Source organism: Thermosynechococcus sp. B1 (assembly GCF_030322985.1).
Classification (GTDB): domain Bacteria; phylum Cyanobacteriota; class Cyanobacteriia; order Thermosynechococcales; family Thermosynechococcaceae; genus Thermosynechococcus.
Genome location: NZ_CP096573.1, coordinates 2,217,259 through 2,234,862 on the forward strand (window position 1 = coordinate 2,217,259; position 17,604 = coordinate 2,234,862).

14 protein-coding genes are annotated in these 17,604 nt (G+C 54.7%); 11 read left to right on the forward strand and 3 right to left on the reverse strand.

Features of this window, described 5'->3' with window-relative positions; genetic code table 11:
* Window positions 1-10 precede the first annotated feature (10 nt).
* The 6 genes from htpG (at window position 11) to M0644_RS11040 (ending at window position 8,022) form a co-directional block, all read left to right on the forward strand.
* Window positions 11-1,939 (forward strand): molecular chaperone HtpG, encoded by a 1,929-nt coding sequence (htpG, locus tag M0644_RS11015; RefSeq protein ID WP_286625708.1) that lies wholly within the window; start codon window positions 11-13, stop codon window positions 1,937-1,939.
* Window positions 1,940-1,964: 25 nt separating this feature from the next.
* Window positions 1,965-3,431 carry a site-2 protease family protein gene (locus M0644_RS11020; RefSeq protein ID WP_286625709.1) on the forward strand — a complete coding sequence of 489 codons (1,467 nt, stop codon included), beginning with the start codon at window positions 1,965-1,967 and terminating at the stop codon, window positions 3,429-3,431.
* Window positions 3,432-4,193, forward strand: a complete 762-nt coding sequence (gene larB, locus M0644_RS11025; protein WP_286625710.1) for a nickel pincer cofactor biosynthesis protein LarB — start codon at window positions 3,432-3,434, stop codon at window positions 4,191-4,193.
* Window positions 4,194-4,235: 42 nt separating this feature from the next.
* The gene (gene rpsT, locus M0644_RS11030; protein ID WP_149820827.1) at window positions 4,236-4,532 is read left to right on the forward strand and encodes a 30S ribosomal protein S20; all 297 of its coding nucleotides are present in this window, start codon (window positions 4,236-4,238) and stop codon (window positions 4,530-4,532) included.
* Window positions 4,533-4,537: 5 nt separating this feature from the next.
* Complete coding sequence (locus M0644_RS11035; protein WP_286625711.1) at window positions 4,538-5,335, forward strand: TatD family hydrolase; 798 nt, start codon at window positions 4,538-4,540, stop codon at window positions 5,333-5,335.
* A gap of 248 nt (window positions 5,336-5,583) precedes the next feature.
* Window positions 5,584-8,022 carry a phosphoketolase gene (locus tag M0644_RS11040; RefSeq protein WP_286625713.1) on the forward strand — a complete coding sequence of 813 codons (2,439 nt, stop codon included), beginning with the start codon at window positions 5,584-5,586 and terminating at the stop codon, window positions 8,020-8,022.
* Between the two features lie 38 nt (window positions 8,023-8,060).
* Here the strand turns inward: M0644_RS11040 and hisF are convergent, their stop codons facing one another.
* Entirely contained in the window at window positions 8,061-8,855 is a 795-nt protein-coding gene (hisF, locus tag M0644_RS11045; RefSeq protein ID WP_149820833.1) for an imidazole glycerol phosphate synthase subunit HisF, read from the reverse strand.
* Window positions 8,856-8,870: 15 nt separating this feature from the next.
* Window positions 8,871-9,530, reverse strand: a complete 660-nt coding sequence (locus M0644_RS11050; RefSeq protein WP_286625715.1) for a hypothetical protein — start codon at window positions 9,528-9,530, stop codon at window positions 8,871-8,873.
* A 120-nt stretch (window positions 9,531-9,650) separates the two neighbouring features.
* Between M0644_RS11050 and mrdA the strand changes: the two genes are divergently transcribed.
* The 3 genes from mrdA to M0644_RS11065 all read left to right on the forward strand — a co-directional run bounded on the left by mrdA (window position 9,651) and on the right by M0644_RS11065 (window position 14,585).
* Window positions 9,651-11,429 carry a penicillin-binding protein 2 gene (gene mrdA / locus M0644_RS11055; RefSeq protein WP_286625716.1) on the forward strand — a complete coding sequence of 593 codons (1,779 nt, stop codon included), beginning with the start codon at window positions 9,651-9,653 and terminating at the stop codon, window positions 11,427-11,429.
* A gap of 77 nt (window positions 11,430-11,506) precedes the next feature.
* A complete protein-coding gene (locus M0644_RS13245) occupies window positions 11,507-12,466 on the forward strand; it encodes a M23 family metallopeptidase (RefSeq protein ID WP_286625717.1) in 960 nt (319 codons plus the stop codon).
* 10 nt (window positions 12,467-12,476) lie between these two features.
* Window positions 12,477-14,585, forward strand: a complete 2,109-nt coding sequence (locus M0644_RS11065) for a M3 family metallopeptidase (RefSeq protein WP_149820839.1) — start codon at window positions 12,477-12,479, stop codon at window positions 14,583-14,585.
* Window positions 14,586-14,593: 8 nt separating this feature from the next.
* Here M0644_RS11065 and M0644_RS11070 read toward each other — a convergent pair whose 3' ends face one another.
* Window positions 14,594-14,806: a DUF2949 domain-containing protein gene (locus M0644_RS11070; RefSeq protein WP_149820841.1), complete on the reverse strand. Its 213-nt coding sequence runs from the start codon at window positions 14,804-14,806 to the stop codon at window positions 14,594-14,596.
* A gap of 241 nt (window positions 14,807-15,047) precedes the next feature.
* On the opposite strand from M0644_RS11070, the gene M0644_RS11075 reads away from it, so the two are divergent.
* A complete protein-coding gene (locus tag M0644_RS11075; protein WP_399363249.1) occupies window positions 15,048-15,812 on the forward strand; it encodes a TPM domain-containing protein in 765 nt (254 codons plus the stop codon).
* 85 nt (window positions 15,813-15,897) lie between these two features.
* Window positions 15,898-17,598 carry an ATP-binding protein gene (locus tag M0644_RS11080; RefSeq protein WP_286625720.1) on the forward strand — a complete coding sequence of 567 codons (1,701 nt, stop codon included), beginning with the start codon at window positions 15,898-15,900 and terminating at the stop codon, window positions 17,596-17,598.
* The last annotated feature ends 6 nt before the right edge of the window (window positions 17,599-17,604 follow it).

Here is a 17,604-nt window from a genome sequence, read left to right on the forward strand (position 1 = left end):
GGGAAGCATCATGTTGGAACAGGGAACCATTTCAATCCATACTGAGAACATTTTTCCAATTATTAAAAAGTGGCTCTACTCCGATCATGAGATTTTCCTGCGGGAACTGGTCTCCAACGCCGTAGATGCCATTCAAAAACTGCGGATGGTGGCACGCTCTGGGGAATATAGCGGCGATGTGGATCACCCGGAAGTGACGATCACGATTGACAAAGAAAATAAAAAGCTGGCGATCGCCGACAACGGCATTGGCATGACCGCCGAGGAGGTGAAAAAGTACATTACCCAAGTGGCCTTTTCCAGTGCCGAGGAATTCGTCCAAAAGTACAAAGGGGAAGGGGAAAACGCAATCATTGGTCACTTTGGGCTGGGGTTTTACTCTGCCTTCATGGTTTCAGAACGGGTGGAAATTGATACCCTCTCCTACCGCGAAGGTGCCGTCCCCGTGCATTGGACCTGTGATGGTTCCACTGAATTTACCCTCTCCGATGGTCAGCGCACCAGTGTTGGTACAACCGTCACCCTAACCCTGCAAGAGGGTGAGTTGGAGTACCTAGAACCCGGCCGCATTCGCGAATTGGTACGCAAATACTGTGACTTTTTGCCGGTGCCAATTAAGCTAGGGGGTGAGCAAATTAATAAGCAAATTGCCCCTTGGAAGAGTGCCCCCAATAGCCTCAGCAAAGAGGACTACCTAGAGTTTTACCGCTATCTCTATCCCTTTCAAGAAGACCCGCTGCTTTGGGTTCACCTCAATACCGACTATCCCTTTGTGGTCAATGGCATTCTCTACTTTCCCAAGCTGCGCCCCGATATTGATGTCACTAAGGGGCAAATTAAGCTCTACTGCAACCAAGTCTTTGTCAGCGATAACTGCGAAGAGGTGATCCCGCGCTTTTTGCTGCCTTTGCGGGGGGTCATTGACAGCAGCGACATTCCCCTGAATGTGTCCCGCAGTTTCCTGCAAAACGATCGCACGGTGCGCAAAATTGCCGACTACATTGCCAAAAAGGTGGGCGATCGCCTGAAGGAGCTATACCGCGAAGACCCGGCGGCCTACGTACGCTCGTGGCAAGACTTGGGCACCTTTGTCAAATTCGGTTCCATCAACGATGAGAAGTTCAAAAAGCAGGTGGAGGACATTCTCATCTACCGCACCACCGCTGAACTAACCTCTAAAGAAAGCGAAGATGTCTGGGCCAGTGAGGGGGGCATCCAAGTGGATGGCAAAACCTACACCACCCTCAAGGAGTACCTCGAGCGCAACCAAGAGCGCCAAGGCAAGCGCGTCTATTACTGCACCGATGAGGTCGGCCAAGCCACCTACGTGCAACTGCTTAAAAGCCAAGGGATTGAAGTCCTGTTTATGGACAGTTTCATTGATACCCACTTTGTGCCGTGGCTGGAGCAGAACTACAGCGATGTCAAGTTTCTGCGGGTGGATGCAGAACTCGATGAGACGCTCATTGACAAAAACAAAGAGAGCGAACTAGTGGATCCCACCACGAAGAAGACCCGCAGCGAGCAGATCAAATCCCTCTTTGAATCCGTGCTGAAAAAGCCGAAACTGACCATTCGCACCGAAGCCCTCAAGGCCGATGCCCCTCCGGCAATGATCCTGTTGCCCGAAACCAGTCGGCGGATGCAGGAAATGATGGCAATGATGCAGCAGCAACCTAATGCGCAGTTGCCGGAGGAGCATACCCTTGTTGTCAATACCGCCCATCCCTTGGTGCAAAATCTCCTCAGCCTCAACCAAGGCACGATTATTCAAACCAGCGGCACCTCAGAAACGGGTGCATTGGTCGAAAAGCTGTGTCAGTATATCTACGATTTGGCTCTATTGTCACAGCGGGGCTTTGATGCCAATGGTATGCAGCAATTTACAGAGCGTGCCAGTCAAGTTCTGACCCAACTGACCACGATGGCCACGCGCTAACGTTTGCAAACGCGGGAGGTAACGCATGATTATTACGGTAGGCCTATTGGCGGGGGCGATCGCCCTACTGGCGTGGGGACTGTACCGCAACCTGCCCTACGGCAAGCTGGGGATTGTGGCTTGGTTGCAAACCCTTGTCCTGATGCTCCCTTGGCTAGTGGTTTTTGGCAGCCTCAGCTTTGGGATTGTGATTAACTTTGCTGCCGTGCTCTTTGGGCTGGTGTTCTCGATTGTGGCCTATGTTGCCCTTGGCCGTTGGTTGCGATCGCTGGCGGCCACCGCCGAATTGCCCCTACCCTCTGCTCCCTCTGGCCGTTCGGAACTAGAGCAAGCCACCACAGAGCAGACGACCCCAGCCCAGCCTACTGCACGACCCAGCCTTCCCGCTGAAGACCTACAAGCCATTCAAAATATCTTTAGCGTTGATACCTACTTCGCCACCGACTACATTCCCTACAAAGGGGGCGTGATCTGCCCGGGGAATCTGCGGGGAGAGGCCAAAGTGGTGCATCAGCAACTCACTGAACGCCTACAGGCCGCCTTGCCCGATCGCTATCGCCTCTTTATGGTGGCCAATGGGGATGGCAAGCCGATGGTCGTGATTTTACCGATGACGACCGAACCGATTCGCTCGGGCAATCTTCAGAAGCTGGCAGCGGTTTTCTTGGCGGTGGCCACCCTTGGAACCTGTCTCGAGACCAGTGCCATCCTGCAGGGGTTTAGCTTACTGGGAAATCCAACCACTGGCCTCTTCCAGCGATCGCTCCCCTTTGCCTTGGGTCTCTTTGGCATTGCTGCTATACGGGAAGGGGGTCACTGGCTAATGGCCAACCGCTATCGAGCGCGCTTAGGGCCGCCCATTTTCTTACCCGCGTGGCAGTTGGGGACTTTTGGGGCCATGACCCGCATTGAATCCTTCCTTGCCAATCGCAGTCAACTCTTTGACATTGGTGCAGCGGGGGCGATCGCCGCCGGTAGTGTTTCGCTGCTGCTGTTGGCCATTGGCCTTGTTCTCTCGCCCACGAGCCAGGGGTTAGAGGTGCCGACCCTCTTTTTCCAAGGCTCGATTTTGGTGGGGACGATCGCCAAGCTCTTTTTGGGGCAGCAGTTGCAAAGTGAAGTGGTGATGGTGCATCCCTTTGTGATTCTGGGCTGGCTGGGCTTGATCATGACGGCCTTAAACTTGATGCCCGCAGGACAACTGGATGGGGGGCGGATTATTCAAGCCATTTACGGTACCAAAACCGCCAAACGACTGACGATTATGACCCTTGTGGTCTTGGGCTTGGTGGCGATCGTCAACCCCTTGGCCTTGTATTGGGCGTTGGTGATTCTGCTGTTGCAGCGGGATATGGATCAGCCCAGTCTCGATGAGATCACCGAACCCGATGATACCCGTGCTGGTCTTGGTCTGCTGCTATTGTTCCTGATGGCCGCTACCTTGATCCCGATGGCGCCGGGGCTAGCGGGTCGCTTGGGAATTGGAGGCTAAATGCCCGATTCACTGCGGCAGATTTTGGCGGCGATCGCCCAAGGGCAACTGAGCGTAGAGACCGCCTATCGCCAACTGCAACACCTGTCCTACGAACCCATTGGCGATTTTGCACGCATTGATCACCAGCGGCAGCAGCGGACCGGCTTTCCAGAGGTGATTTGGGGACCCGGCAAAACCCCGCAGCAGATTGCCGAGATTTTGGAGCGGATGCGTCCCCACTATCCCTGTGTAATGGCCACACGTATTTCTCCCGAGGTGTTTGAGGCCCTGCGATCGCGCGTTGGTGGACTGCACTATTTTGAAAAGGCACGGATTTGCAGTACAGCCCCCATTTTGCCGCCGCAGTTTCCCCTGCCGGTGGGCTTGGTCTGTGCGGGCACAGCGGATCTGCCCGTGGCCGAAGAGGCAGCAGTGACGTTGCAACTGTCAGGATTTGGGGTTGAGCGATTTTGGGATGTGGGGGTGGCGGGGATTCATCGGCTGTTGAGTGTGCGCGATCGCCTAGAGGAGATGGCCGTGCTCATTGTGATTGCTGGCATGGAGGGGGCACTGCCCAGTGTGGTGGCGGGGCTAGTCTCAGTGCCCGTGATTGCTGTGCCCACCAGTATTGGCTATGGCGCGAACTTTGGCGGTTTGGCAGCGCTACTGACAATGCTCAACTCCTGTGCCCCCGGCATTGGTGTCGTCAATATTGACAATGGCTTTGGGGCGGCAATGCTGGCAGCCAAGATCTTGCGATCGCTCAGTCAACGGTTATAATGGTTATTTGTTCTTAATGTGTGATTGATCATCAGGTGACCTGTGGCTAACATCAAATCTGCCGCTAAACGTGCCCAAATTGCTGAGCGCAACCGTCTTCGCAACAAAGCCTATCGCTCGGCAGTGCGGACGCTGATTAAAAACTACTTGACGGCTATTAGTCAGTATGCTGCCGATCCCACTCCGGAAAAACTGGCGGAAGTCCAGCAGCGACTCAACTTGGCCTTTAGCAAAATTGACAAAGCCGTTAAGCGCGGTGTTCTCCATCGCAACACCGGTGCCCGTCGTAAAGCGCGGCTGACCCGTATCCTCAACAAAACGCTGCAACCGGCTGCCTAATCCCCATGTTGGTGGATACCCACGTCCATCTCAACTTTCCAGAGTACGCGCCCGATCTCGACTCAGTGGCTAAACGCTGGCGATCGGCGGGAGTGGTGCGGCTGGTTCACTCCTGCGTTGAACCCAGTGAATTTCCCACCATTCAGAGCCTTGCCGCGCAGTTTCCCGAACTCTTTATGGCAGTGGGTCTCCATCCCCTAGATACGGAGCAGTGGCAGCCGGATCTCAAGGAAAAAATTGCCCGCCTTGCCGCCAGTGATCCTAAAGTGGTGGCCATTGGCGAAACGGGTTTAGATTTTTACAAAGCCACGAATCGCGAAGAACAGGAAGCGGCCTTTTGGGCACAGTTGGAGGTTGCCCACAGCTTGAATCTGCCAGTGATTATCCACTGTCGGGAAGCAGCCGCTGCCGCGCGGGATTTGCTTCAACAGTTTGTGCGCGATCGCGGGCAGGTGCAAGGAGTGATGCACTGCTGGGGCGGTACCCCCGAAGAAACTGAGTGGTTTCTCGATCTGGGTCTTTTTATCAGCTTTAGCGGCACCGTCACGTTTAAGAACGCCAAACAAATTCATGCCTCGGCACAAATGGTTCCCAGCGATCGCCTACTGGTGGAAACGGATTGCCCCTTCCTTGCCCCTGTGCCCAAACGCGGCGAAAAACGCAATGAACCCAGCTATGTGCGCTTTGTGGCTGAAGCCGTCGCCCGTCTGCGACAATGTGACCTCTTGGAATTAGAACAGCAAACCACCCTCAACGCCTGTCAGCTCTTTCGCTTACCGCTGCCCGCTGAACTTGCCGCATAAATTTTTCAGGCATTGGGGCATTCACTGAGTCGAATCAACGTTAAAAAATCTAGCGCATTTGCGAGCCTAGCCATTTCAGCATCCTAGGATGGGGCTGTAGGCTAAAGACGGCTGTTTAGGATGTGTCCTTAATTAGCAAATGCTTTTAGTAACCTGTGGACTCTTTTGAATGCCGTTGGCACTTTACTTTGATCTATTGATCTAAGTTGATTTTCCTGATACTCATGCTGACTTGACGAGGATACTGTATGGTTAGCTCTCCTCCCCGTCCCACCGAACTCACCGCTGATATTCATGCCTTTGGGCCGGCTCGCGCCACGATTCAAGGACAGCCCTTGAGTGATAGTGAAGTTGAGGCCATGGATGCCTTCTTCCGTGCCTGTAACTATCTGGCCGTGGGCATGATCTATTTGCTCGATAACCCCCTACTCAAGGAACCCCTCAAGCCTGAACACATCAAAAAACGCCTCCTTGGTCACTGGGGATCGAGTCCAGGTCTGTCCTTTTGCTACCTTCACCTCAATCGCATTATTAAAAAGTACCAACAGGAGGTGATTTTCCTAGCGGGTCCCGGTCATGGGGCACCGGGGGTCTTGGCACCTGTTTACCTTGAAGGCAGTTACACCGAGATTTACCACAACATTAGTGAGGATGCCCACGGCCTCAAAAAATTCTTCAAGCAGTTCTCCTTCCCCGGTGGCATTGGGAGCCACTGCACCCCAGAAACGCCCGGCTCGATACACGAAGGGGGAGAATTGGGCTATGTCCTCTCCCATGCCTGTGGTGCTGCCTTTGACAATCCTGATTTAATTGTGGCGGCAGTGGTTGGCGATGGGGAAGCAGAAACGGGGCCTTTGGCCACCTCATGGCACATCAATAAATTCCTCAACCCGGCGCGCGATGGGGCAGTCTTGCCGATTCTCAACTTGAATGGCTACAAGATTAACAACCCGACGATTTTGGCACGGATTCCCCATCAGGATTTGGAAAACTTCTTCCGGGGCCTAGGGTATGAACCCTGCTTTGTGGAAGGTTCCGATCGCCCCTCAATGCACCAAGCAATGGCCGCCACCCTCGACTACTGCGTGACTAAAATTAAGGAGATTCAACGAGCAGCTCGGGAAGAGGGCGTCACCACCTTGCCCCGTTGGCCGATGATTGTGCTGCGCACCCCCAAAGGGTGGACAGGCCCCGCGGAAGTGAATGGCCACAAAGTGGAAGGCTTCTGGCGAGCACACCAAGTGCCCATGGCCGATGTCCACACCAACCCTGAAAACCTTAAGCTCCTTGAAAATTGGCTGCGCAGCTACCGCCCCGAAGAACTCTTTGATGAGAATGGCACATTTCGTCCTGAACTCAAGGCCTTGGCGCCAACCGGCAACTACCGTATGGGCATGAATCCCCACGCCAATGGTGGGCTATTGCGCAAGGATTTGAAAATGCCCGACTTTCGGCAGTACGGCATTACGTTTGAGAAACCCGCCCAAATTGAGGTGGAAAATACCCGTCCCCTTGGGGTCTTCCTGCGGGATGTGATGCGCAATAACATGACCAATTTCCGTGTCTTTGGTCCCGATGAAAATACCTCGAATAAACTCAATGCCATTTACGAGGTCAGCAAGAAATTCTGGATTGCGGAATACTTTGAGGAGGACGCCGATGGCGGTGAATTGTCCCCTAATGGTCGCGTCATTGAAATGCTCAGCGAGCACACCATGGAGGGGATGCTGGAGGGCTATCTGCTGACGGGTCGCCATGGCTTCTTCTCCACCTACGAGTCCTTTGTCCATGTCATTGACTCGATGTTTAACCAACACGCCAAATGGTTGAGCATCTGCAATGAACTCTCGTGGCGGGCGGATGTGGCCTCATTGAACTTGCTGATTACGTCCACGGTGTGGCGGCAGGATCACAATGGCTTTACCCACCAAGATCCGGGATTTTTGGATATTGTCTGCAACAAGAGTGCGAAGGTTACGCGCATTTACTTACCGCCTGATGTGAACTCACTGCTGTCGGTGGCGGATCACTGCCTGCGCAGCAAAAATTATGTGAATGTGATTGTCTCCGACAAGCAGTTGCACTTGCAGTACCTGACAATGGATCAGGCAATTATCCACTGCACCAAGGGAGTCGGCATTTGGGATTGGGCCAGCAATGATCAAGGCTGTGAACCGGATCTGGTGATGGCCAGTGCGGGGGATATTCCTACCCAAGAGGCGTTGGCGGCGATCGCCCTCCTGCGGCAGGAGTTTCCAGAGCTGAAGATTCGCTATATCAATGTGGTGGATCTCTTTAAGCTGCAACCGGAAACCGAACACCCCCACGGCCTCAGCGATCGCGACTTTGATAGTCTCTTTACCCTCGATCGCCCGATTATCTTTAACTTCCATGGTTATCCGTGGTTGATCCACCGTCTCACGTACCGCCGTCACAATCACCGTAATTTGCACGTGCGCGGCTACAAAGAAAAGGGCAACATTAACACCCCCCTTGAGTTGGCCATCAATAATGAGATTGATCGCTTTAGTCTTGCCATTGATGCCATTGATCGCCTCCCCGGTCTTCAAGTGGCGGGTGCCCATGCCAAGGAGAAATTCCGCAACATGCAAATTGAAGCCCGCAACTACGCCTACGAGTACGGTGTGGACAAGCCGGAGTTTAGCCACTGGACTTGGCCATTTTAGCTTGATCCTCTAGGTTGATGTTCTGCCCCTCTCTTCGCTTATCGGCAAGGGAGGGGTTCTTCTTGGCGCACGGGCACTTGGTGCTGATGGAGATAGTCCTTGATCTGGGCGATCGTCAGTTGGCCATAGTGTAGAAGCGAAGCCAACAGTGCCGCCTCTGCTTTCCCTTCCACAAGAGCCGCGCGAATATGCTCACAGGTACCTGCCCCCCCAGAGGCAATCACAGGAATCTCCACCCGCTCAGCGATCGCCCGCGTCAATTCGAGGTCGTAGCCCGCCTGTGTCCCATCGGCATCCATACTGGTCACCAGCAGTTCGCCCGCACCCCGTTTAGCCATTTCCACCGCCCATTCAATCGCATCTAGCCCCGTAGCTTCCCGTCCGCCGCGCACATAGACTTGCCAACGGGGGTTTTTAGGATCCCAATGGGGTTCGCGCCGCGCATCAATGGCGACAACAATACATTGGGCACCAAAGCGATCGCTGGCCTGATTCACGAGATCGGGTTGCCGCACTGCCGCCGAATTCAGGCTGACTTTATCTGCCCCGGCGCGCAATAGGTCTTTGATCATCGTCAGGGACTGAATCCCGCCCCCCACCGTCAGGGGAATAAACACCTGATCCGCGGTGCGATAGACGACATCAATAATAATGTTCCGCTCTTCATGGGTGGCCGTAATATCGAGAAACACCAGCTCATCCGCACCCGCTGCATTGTAGGCTTGCGCCAGTTCAACCGGATCGCCGGCATCGCGCAGGTTGACAAAGTTCACGCCCTTGACGACGCGACCCGCCTTCACATCCAGACAGGGCAAAATTCGTTTGGCAAGCATTTAGCCTCCTTGGGACTACTGCACAGTGACACGGCGACCCCCGCCACTGACAAAGATAATGGCGCGACCCTCCGCCATCGGTTCCCAACCGACATCAAAGCCACTGCGCCAAGCCACCGCACGGGCTGCCCGGAAACAATCAAAGCTATCGGGACGCACAAAAAAGACAAGGGAATAGCGGCTGGGGGAGAGGCGATCAATGGTACGCCGAAAGTTGGACGCGGGTTTTTCCAGCGTGCTAAAGGATTCGCCACCGCTGCGATCGCGGGGTTCAAAAAGGGTTTGCAAAATTGGTTGCCCTTGGCTGTGCACCAAACTCAGGCGCACATCGTAGTGGCGGGTACGGTGGCGAAAGGACTCTAGTTGTTGCTGAATTTGGCGGGGATCTGCAAAGGGATTTTCTGTAATGCGCCGCAGGTGGCGATCGATGGCCTCACTGGCTTGATCCTCCTCAAGGGGCAGGGCGCGATTTTCACGACACTCAAAGAAATACACCTGCTTGCGGGTTTCGCGGGCAATGGGCGTGCGCACAAGAGCAGGAGACACTGCTGCTGTCAAGCTGGCAAAGAGGCAGACAAAGATCATCACCCCCACGGTATTGGTGAGGACATCGAGGAACGAGTCCAGATTTTGACTGGGGGCTTGGACTTGGGGACGGCAGCGCGATCGCTTCATGAAGCGGCAGTACAGAGACTTCTTCTAGGTTATCGGAATTCTTGACCTCTGGTCTTAGCGCATCTGATAGAGTGGCAATTGAATAGCCTCAGTGATCAATTCTTCAACTCCCCCCTGCCTATGGCAATGCTAAAAACCCGTCCCCCTCGTCCCCTCACCTACCAAGCCTACGATCGTGTGGTTGGCAAACAGGGTCGGGTCTTGGTGTTGCTCTCGATCATGACCATATTTTTGCTGGGGGGCATTGGTGCCCGCTTGGGGTATCTGCAAATTGTTGAGGGCGATCGCAACCGCCAGATGGCCGATGAAAACCGCATTCGCCTAATTCCCAAACCGCCGGAGCGGGGGAAGATTTTGGATCGCAAAGGGCGGATCCTCGCGGGAAATAAGTTCTCCTACTCGGTATTTCTCTGGCCCCTTGCGGCGAAAAAGCCCGAATGGCCGCAGACGGTGAACATTCTCTCGCGGGTGCTCAATATCCCTGCCAGTGAGATCGAAGCGCGGGTCAAACAAGCAGGGGTGAATTCTCCTTCGTTGATTCGCATTGCCCAAGGGATTAGCCAAGCGCAAATTGTTGCCCTTGAAGAACACCGCAATTTCCTGACGGGGGTCGAAATTGACCGCGAGGCCATGCGCTTTTATCCCCACGGCGAAACGGCAGCTCACATCATTGGCTACATCGGCGAACTGAATGAGGAGGAACTAGCAGCACGCCGGGATCAGGGCTACCGCCTTGGCGATGTCATGGGCAAAATGGGCGTCGAAGCCACCTATGAAAAGGTACTACGGGGGACATGGGGCGGTCAGCAGGTGGAGGTGGATGGTCAAGGTAAAGTGATTCGCATTCTAGGCCAAAAGGTGGCTCGACCGGGGAATGACATCACGCTGTCAGTGGATTTGGACTTGCAAAAAGCGGCGGAAGCAGCCCTAGGGAGTCGGCCGGGGGCGATCGTGGCCATGGATCCCCGCGATGGTTCGATTCTTGCCCTTGCCAGCTATCCTGCCTTTGACCCCAATTGGTTTGCCCGCCGCATGACCCAAGCCCAGTGGGACGAGCTACAACGGCGGCAATTTCCCTTTGTCAACCGTGCCCTCCAAGGGTTCCCTCCCGCGAGTACGTTCAAAATCGTAACGACGGTGGCGGGTCTGGAGTCTGGGAAGTTTAGCCCTGATACGGTACTGATGACCTATCCTGCCCTCTACACAGGGGGCTTTGCCTTCCACGATTGGAACCGGGCGGGCTTTGGCCCTCTGGGCTTTGCCGGTGCCATGGCATGGAGTAGTAACACCTTTTTTGGTCAAGTGGCGCGCCGCATTGGACCTGAAACCCTGATTCATTGGGCGCATCGCTTTGGAATGGGGTCTAAAACCGGCATTGACTTACCCGGTGAAGCTCCCGGATTTGTGCCAACCCCCCAGTGGAAGCAAGAAACCTTTGGCGAGGGGTGGTACGACGGCGATTCCTTGATTACCGCCATTGGTCAAGGGGCCTTGCAGGTGAGTCCGCTTCAAGCCGCGGTCATGTTTGCAGTGCCTGCCAATGGGGGCTATAAAGTGCGGCCACACCTGATTGCTTCCGACAATCCCCATCGCTGGCGACAATCATTGAACTTAAAGCCCTCTACCATTCAAGTGCTGCGCCAAGGGTTACGGCAGGTAGTGACCAGTGGTACAGGGGCTGCCCTGAATGTTCCTGAGGTTGCGATCGCCGGCAAAAGTGGTACCGGGGAAGACCCACCTCGCCCTAACCACACTTGGTTTGGTGCCTATGCCCCTGCAGACAAACCGGAAATTGTGGTCGTCGCCTTTGCCGAAAACTCTGGTGGTGGGGGTGGGTCTGTGGCAGGTCCGATGGTGCTCAAAGTGATTCAGACCTATATGAAAATTCGCGATCGCTAGCCCCTTGCGGCCAAGCAGATTGTCATTCCCCAAGGTTGCGCCTAGAATTTGAAGGAATGCGTGTGATGGGGTGAACCATGATCGAGCAGCGCGTCCTTGCCCTTGGGCTGACAATAGGTCTCTTGACAACCGCCTTGGGGACTCGCCAGAGTGTTGCTGAAACGATTCTTGCTGAACCAGAAGCGGCTGCACCGATCCTTGTCAATCCTGTTCAACCGGTGGACAGTGAGCCTCTTGTTTTCTCCACAGACCCCGTGGATCCACCTCCCGGCAGCGAACCCCTTGAAAACCTGAAGCCTGCCCGCTCTATCCCCGTGGTGATCCAAGAACGCTCGACAGGCTGTCAAGCGATCGTTAGCGAGGGCGTTCCCCCCAACATTTGCCAAGCCCAAGGTGCTCCACACCCCCTAGTGACCCCCACGGCTACATCACCTTCTGCTCCAGCTTCCCATCGCCCCTTGGTGGCTGCAAACCCAAGAAATTTTGTGCCATCTGCCCAAACGGCTGCGCCGGCCTATGTACGCCAGCCCTTTCCGGGACCGAATCCCTTGCGTTGGCTAAAGGTCAACAATGGCCAAATGCTCTTTCCCTTGCCGTTTCCGGTGCCCATTACCTCAACTTTTGGCTGGCGCATCCATCCCATTTTTGGCGATCGCCGCTTCCATTCGGGAACCGATTTGGGCGCTCCTCAAGGGACACCCGTGTTGGCAGTTTTTGATGGTCGTGTGGTTGAGTCGAACTGGCTGGGGGGCTATGGCCTCACCGTCATTTTGCAACACCTGCCAGAACAGCACCAAACCCTCTATGCCCACCTCTCACAGCTTTTTGTCAATCCCGGTCAATGGGTGAAGCAGGGGGATGTTATTGGCCTTGTCGGCAGTACTGGCAACTCCACAGGTCCGCACCTGCATTTTGAAATCCATGAGATGACGGCTCAGGGGTTGATTCCCGTTGCCCCCGAAGCGCGGTTAGAATTGGCCTTAGCACAGTTAAAGCAGGCGATCGCCCAAGCGCGTCAGCAATCGAATCGCAGTTAGTAGGATACCGATGGTTATTGCGACTTCCCCTCACACCGATAATCCCCTCTTGCGGGGCGATGGTTTTCCCCCCTTTGATCAGATTGAGGTGAGCCATGTTGAGCCAGCCGTGCGCCAACTGTTGCAGGAACTCACCCAAGAATTAGAGACCCTCGAGCAATCCTTCACGCCCACGTGGGAAGGGCTAGTGGAACCCCTCGAACGTTTGAGCGATCGCCTCGGTTGGACATGGGGCATTGTCAGTCATCTCACCGGCGTCAAAAATAGTCCCGAATTGCGTCAAGCCTACGAAGCCGTTCAACCCCAAGTAGTGGAGTTTTACACCCGTTTGGGTCAATCGCGCCCCCTCTATGAAGGCTTTAAGGCACTGGCTGCCAGTCCTGAGTTCCAAACCTTTTCCCCTGCGCGTAAACGCATTGTCGAAGCCGCCATTCGCAACGCCGAACACAGTGGTGTCAGCCTAACGGGTGCTGCCAAGGAACGCTTTAATGCCATTCAACTGGAATTGGCCGAGCTATCCACCCAGTTTTCCAATAACCTTTTGGATGCCACCAAGGCCTTTCGCCTCAAGCTCACCCAACCCGATGAAGTGGCTGGACTTCCCCCCAGCCTACTGGCGCTGGCTGCCCAAACCGCTCGCCAAGATGGCATTGAGACCGCCACCCCCGAAACAGGGCCATGGCACATTACCCTCGACTTCCCCAGCTTTGGCCCCTTTATGCAGCACAGCCAACGGCGGGATTTGCGGGAGCAGCTCTATCGCGCCTACATTTCCCGTGCCAGCAGTGGTGAGTGGGATAACCGTCCCATTCTTGAGCGCATCCTTGCCCTGCGGGTCGAAGAGGCACAGCTTTTGGGATTCAACACCTATGCTGAACTCAGCCTTGCCAGCAAAATGGCCGATAGTGTGGCCAGTGTGGAAAAGCTCCTCGAGGAACTGCGGCAAGTCAGCTATCGTGCGGCGGCGCAAGAACTGGAAGAACTGAAAGCCTTTGCTGCTGCCCAAGGGGCACCCGAAGCCACCGATCTGCAGCACTGGGATATTCCCTATTGGGCTGAACGGCAGCGGGAGGCGCTCTTTGACTTCAATGATGAGGAACTGCGTCCCTACTTTCCTCTCCCCCAAGTGCTGGAGGGCTTATTTGGCCTAGTGAAGCGACTGTTTGGGGTGACGGTGGTGCCTGCGGATGGTCAAGTACCCGTTTGGCATCCTGATGTGCACTTTTTTGCCATCCTCGATGAAAATCATCTGACGATCGCCCACTTTTACCTTGACCCCTACAGCCGTCCTGCCGAAAAACGCAGTGGGGCATGGATGGACGATTGCCTTGGCCGTGCCAAATATCGCATTCAGGGGGAATGGCGCACCCGCTTACCCGTTGCCTACTTGGTCTGCAATCAAACCCCCCCAGTGGATGGCAAGCCCAGCCTGATGACCTTTAGCGAAGTGGAAACCCTCTTCCATGAGTTTGGGCATGGTTTGCACCACATGCTGACGCGGGTGGATGAAGCGGGGGCAGCGGGCATCAACAATGTGGAGTGGGATGCCGTCGAACTTCCCAGTCAATTTATGGAAAACTGGTGCTACCATCGGCCAACGCTCTTTGGCATGGCACGCCACTATGAAACGGGGGAACCCCTGCCAGAACACTACTATGAAAAACTGGTTGCTGCCCGTACCTATCGCGCAGGCAGTGCCCTATTGCGGCAGTTGCACTTTAGTTTGTTAGATTTAGAACTGCACCATCGCTATCAACCGGGGCAAGGAGAAACCCCCCAACAGGTGCGCGATCGCCTAGCGCAGACAACAACCATTTTGCCCCCCTTGCCCGAGGATGCCTTTCTCTGTAGTTTTGGCCACATTTTTGCTGGGGGGTATGCTGCGGGTTACTACAGCTATCTGTGGGCAGAAGTTCTCAGTGCCGATGCCTTTGCCGCCTTTGAGGAAGCAGGCCTAGACAACGAGCAAGCCATTGCTGAAATGGGACGACGCTATCGCGAAACCGTGCTTGCCCTTGGCGGCAGCCAACCCCCGATGGAGATCTTCAAAGCCTTCCGCGGCCGTGAACCCATTACTGAACCTCTACTACGGCACCGAGGATTGTTGTCGAAAACTTAGTTTGCCACTTACGGAGCCTTAGGCAGGCGATCGCCCCGCGTTTGATCCAGCCACTCAAAAATCCGATCCAACTGCTCCAAGGTAATGAAGCCATACTGCCAAAGAATAATCGGCAAAGATCCGCGCTGCTGTTGCCACTGACGCAAAGCCATCGCAATACTCTCTGGCGGCAGTGCCAGTTCCTGTTCAAGGTATTGCAGTAGTTGAGGAGAGTAGGGCATCGCACGTGAGGAGTGACTGATGAGGCAGGGACAACAAAACTTTTAGACTTGCAGTATAGCAATGGGATTCTCAGGATAGGGTGAGTTTAACAAAAGCTGCATATTATCTGAGAAGACGCCGAGGCTGATTGCAATGTTTCGCAGCATACCCTTAAGATAATTAAAAAAGATGCCCTATTTGTAAATTTTTATTACGATGCTTCAACAAGTTCGGCGCTGGTTTCGCCAAATTGGTTTAGTGATGGTGCTTGTGAGCTTCTGCTGGTTGGGAGCGATCGCCCCTGCCCACAGCTTCAACAATCCAGAGTTGTTGCCCGCGGAGCCAACCAATGTTGTTGACTTAGCGCAGATTCTGACACCCGTTCAAAAGGAACGCCTTGACAGCGAACTGGCAGAATTTGAAGCACAGACGGGCTGGAAGTTGCGCGTCCTCACCCAGTACGATCGCACCCCCGGCCTAGCAGTGCGGGATTTTTGGGACTTAGACGATCGCAGTATTCTGCTGGTGGCCGATACGCGCGGCGGCAATCTTTTGAACTTCAATGTTGGTGACACCGCCTACCGCGTCCTCCAGCGCACCTTTTGGGTTGAGTTGCAAACCCGCTTTGGCAATCAATACTTTGTCCGTGACAACGGCGAAGATCAGGCCATCCTGCAATCGCTTCATGCCATTGAAACCTGCCTTGCCCAAGGGGGGTGCCGTGCCGTACCGGGATTACCCCAAGAGCAATGGCTTCTCACCCTTGCCACCTCCATCTTTGGCGGCATCATTTTGGGCTTTGTGGCTCGTCCCCGCCGTGCGGATCAAAAAGTGGCTTGGACGTGGATTCTCCTCTTTTCGCCCCTGTGGGGGATGCTTTTCTTTGCCTTTGGCCTTGGTCCTGTTCTAGTGCGCACCCAAGAATGGCTACCCGTTCTGCGCAATGTTGCTGGTTTTGCCTTGGGTGCCATTGTTGCCTTTTTAATTCCTGCCCCCAGTGGGCCGCCGCCAGTGCTTGAGGAATAGGCACCTTGCAGACCCTTGATCAGAAAATCGCGTAGGATTGGGGTTAACTACACTACACCCTTGGTTGGGGAACCCGTCCCGTGCTATGAATAGTCATCATTCCTCGCGTCACATTGTCGGCATTGTCAAAGGCCCCGGAGACAGCGGTAGCGAGTACGTCTTTATTACTGCCGATGCCCAGCCTGTGCGAATGGGTGAATTTGTCTATTATGAGTTGAGCCATTCCCCAAGTGTGGCCTCAAACTCCCATGCTGCTGCTGTTCACCAAGTCTTGGGCAAGATTACTGGCTGCCGTCTGATTGAGCATCTACCGGATCGGATGTTTGCTGATCACGAACTGAATCCCGGTGCGGTGGCTGCCCTGATTGGTTTTACCTGTGAACCGGCGGAACTCTACGAAATGACCGTAGAAGTGATGGGGGAATTTCATGAGGTCTTTGGCTTTAATAATTTGCGGCGGCTTCCCCTGCCGGGTGCCAAGGTCTATTTAGCTGACGATGCGCTGTTGCGGCATGTCCTCAATAAGAAAAAGCCAGAGGAGGTGGGGGCTGCCCATATCGGTTCACTGTTGTTGCGGCAGGAGGGTGCTGTGCCCATTGCCCTCGATGTCAAGGAACTGGTGAGTACGCATGTGGCCATTCTAGCCGGCACAGGTTCCGGGAAATCCTATACCGCAGGGGTATTGGTGGAGGAATTGCTGTCGCCGAAAAATCGCGCCGCAGTGCTGATCCTCGACCCCCATGGTGAATACCACACGCTGGCGCAGCTGAGGGGACACCCCGCTTTTCAAGGGGCGGATGGCTATCAACCCCAAGTGAGAATTATTACGCCCCAAGAGGTCAAAATTCGTGTTTCTTCCCTAGAGTTTTACGATATTCTGACGCTGCTCCCCCCGATGAGCGATCGCCAGCAGGCCATTCTCAAAAAAGCCTATGACGAAGTACGCGGTCGTTTCAAAGATGGCCGTTGGAGTACCGAAGACTTGATTGCAGCGGTCTATGCTGTGGATCGCGTTGAGGATGAAGAGGGCAATGTCAAGCAGGGTTCCTCGGCTGATGCCTTGGCTTGGAAGCTGGAAAAAATGCAGCGCTCTGACTATTTCCATGCCTACAAGCATTTGCCCCCCTGCGAGTTGTTTGCCCCCGGCCAAGTCACCATCCTGCAAATGAATGAGATTCCCCTTGAGGAGCAGCAGGTGATTGCCACGGCAATTTTGCGCCAAACCAACCATGCCCGCATGAATACCCAAAAAGACCGCGTCTTTGAGGGGGATGAGCAGTACCTCCCCTACCCGGTGTTCATCTTAATTGAGGAGGCGCACCGCTTTGCCCCCGCCCATGAATCTTCCCAATGTAAGCAGGTACTGCGCACGATTCTCAGTGAGGGCCGTAAATTTGGCCTTGGGGTAGGCCTGATTACCCAGCGTCCTGGCAAACTGGATAGCGATGTGCTCTCCCAGTGTATGAGCCAGTTTATGCTGCGGATTGTCAACCCTGTCGATCAAGAGAGCCTTAAACATGGGGTCGAAGCCGCTGGCCGAGATCTGCTCAAGGAACTCCCTGCCCTGAGTAAGGGGCAAGTGATTATTGCGGGTGCCTGTGTGAATACGCCTGTCCTCTGTCGCGTGCGGCAACGCTTAACAACTCATGGGGGTGACACGCTGGATGCCCCTGCCCTGTGGCAAGAGTATTTTGCCCACCACAAACAGTTGGATCGCATGGTGGCAATGGCAGGCCCGGCACCCCGTCCTAAACCGCGAACCATTGGCCGGCGATCGCTTGAATAATTAGCC

What these genes read in the sequence shown, in the direction of transcription:
- htpG (WP_286625708.1), top strand. Translation starts at nt 11, where the DNA reads ATGTTGGAACAGGGAACCATTTCAATCCATACTGAGAACATTTTTCCA.
- M0644_RS11020 (WP_286625709.1), top strand. Translation starts at nt 1,965, where the DNA reads ATGATTATTACGGTAGGCCTATTGGCGGGGGCGATCGCCCTACTGGCG.
- larB (WP_286625710.1), top strand. Translation starts at nt 3,432, where the DNA reads ATGCCCGATTCACTGCGGCAGATTTTGGCGGCGATCGCCCAAGGGCAA.
- M0644_RS11035 (WP_286625711.1), top strand. Translation starts at nt 4,538, where the DNA reads ATGTTGGTGGATACCCACGTCCATCTCAACTTTCCAGAGTACGCGCCC.
- M0644_RS11040 (WP_286625713.1), top strand. Translation starts at nt 5,584, where the DNA reads ATGGTTAGCTCTCCTCCCCGTCCCACCGAACTCACCGCTGATATTCAT.
- hisF (WP_149820833.1), bottom strand. Translation starts at nt 8,855, where the DNA reads ATGCTTGCCAAACGAATTTTGCCCTGTCTGGATGTGAAGGCGGGTCGC.
- M0644_RS11050 (WP_286625715.1), bottom strand. Translation starts at nt 9,530, where the DNA reads ATGAAGCGATCGCGCTGCCGTCCCCAAGTCCAAGCCCCCAGTCAAAAT.
- mrdA (WP_286625716.1), top strand. Translation starts at nt 9,651, where the DNA reads ATGGCAATGCTAAAAACCCGTCCCCCTCGTCCCCTCACCTACCAAGCC.
- M0644_RS13245 (WP_286625717.1), top strand. Translation starts at nt 11,507, where the DNA reads ATGATCGAGCAGCGCGTCCTTGCCCTTGGGCTGACAATAGGTCTCTTG.
- M0644_RS11065 (WP_149820839.1), top strand. Translation starts at nt 12,477, where the DNA reads ATGGTTATTGCGACTTCCCCTCACACCGATAATCCCCTCTTGCGGGGC.
- M0644_RS11070 (WP_149820841.1), bottom strand. Translation starts at nt 14,806, where the DNA reads ATGCCCTACTCTCCTCAACTACTGCAATACCTTGAACAGGAACTGGCA.
- M0644_RS11075 (WP_399363249.1), top strand. Translation starts at nt 15,048, where the DNA reads ATGGTGCTTGTGAGCTTCTGCTGGTTGGGAGCGATCGCCCCTGCCCAC.
- M0644_RS11080 (WP_286625720.1), top strand. Translation starts at nt 15,898, where the DNA reads ATGAATAGTCATCATTCCTCGCGTCACATTGTCGGCATTGTCAAAGGC.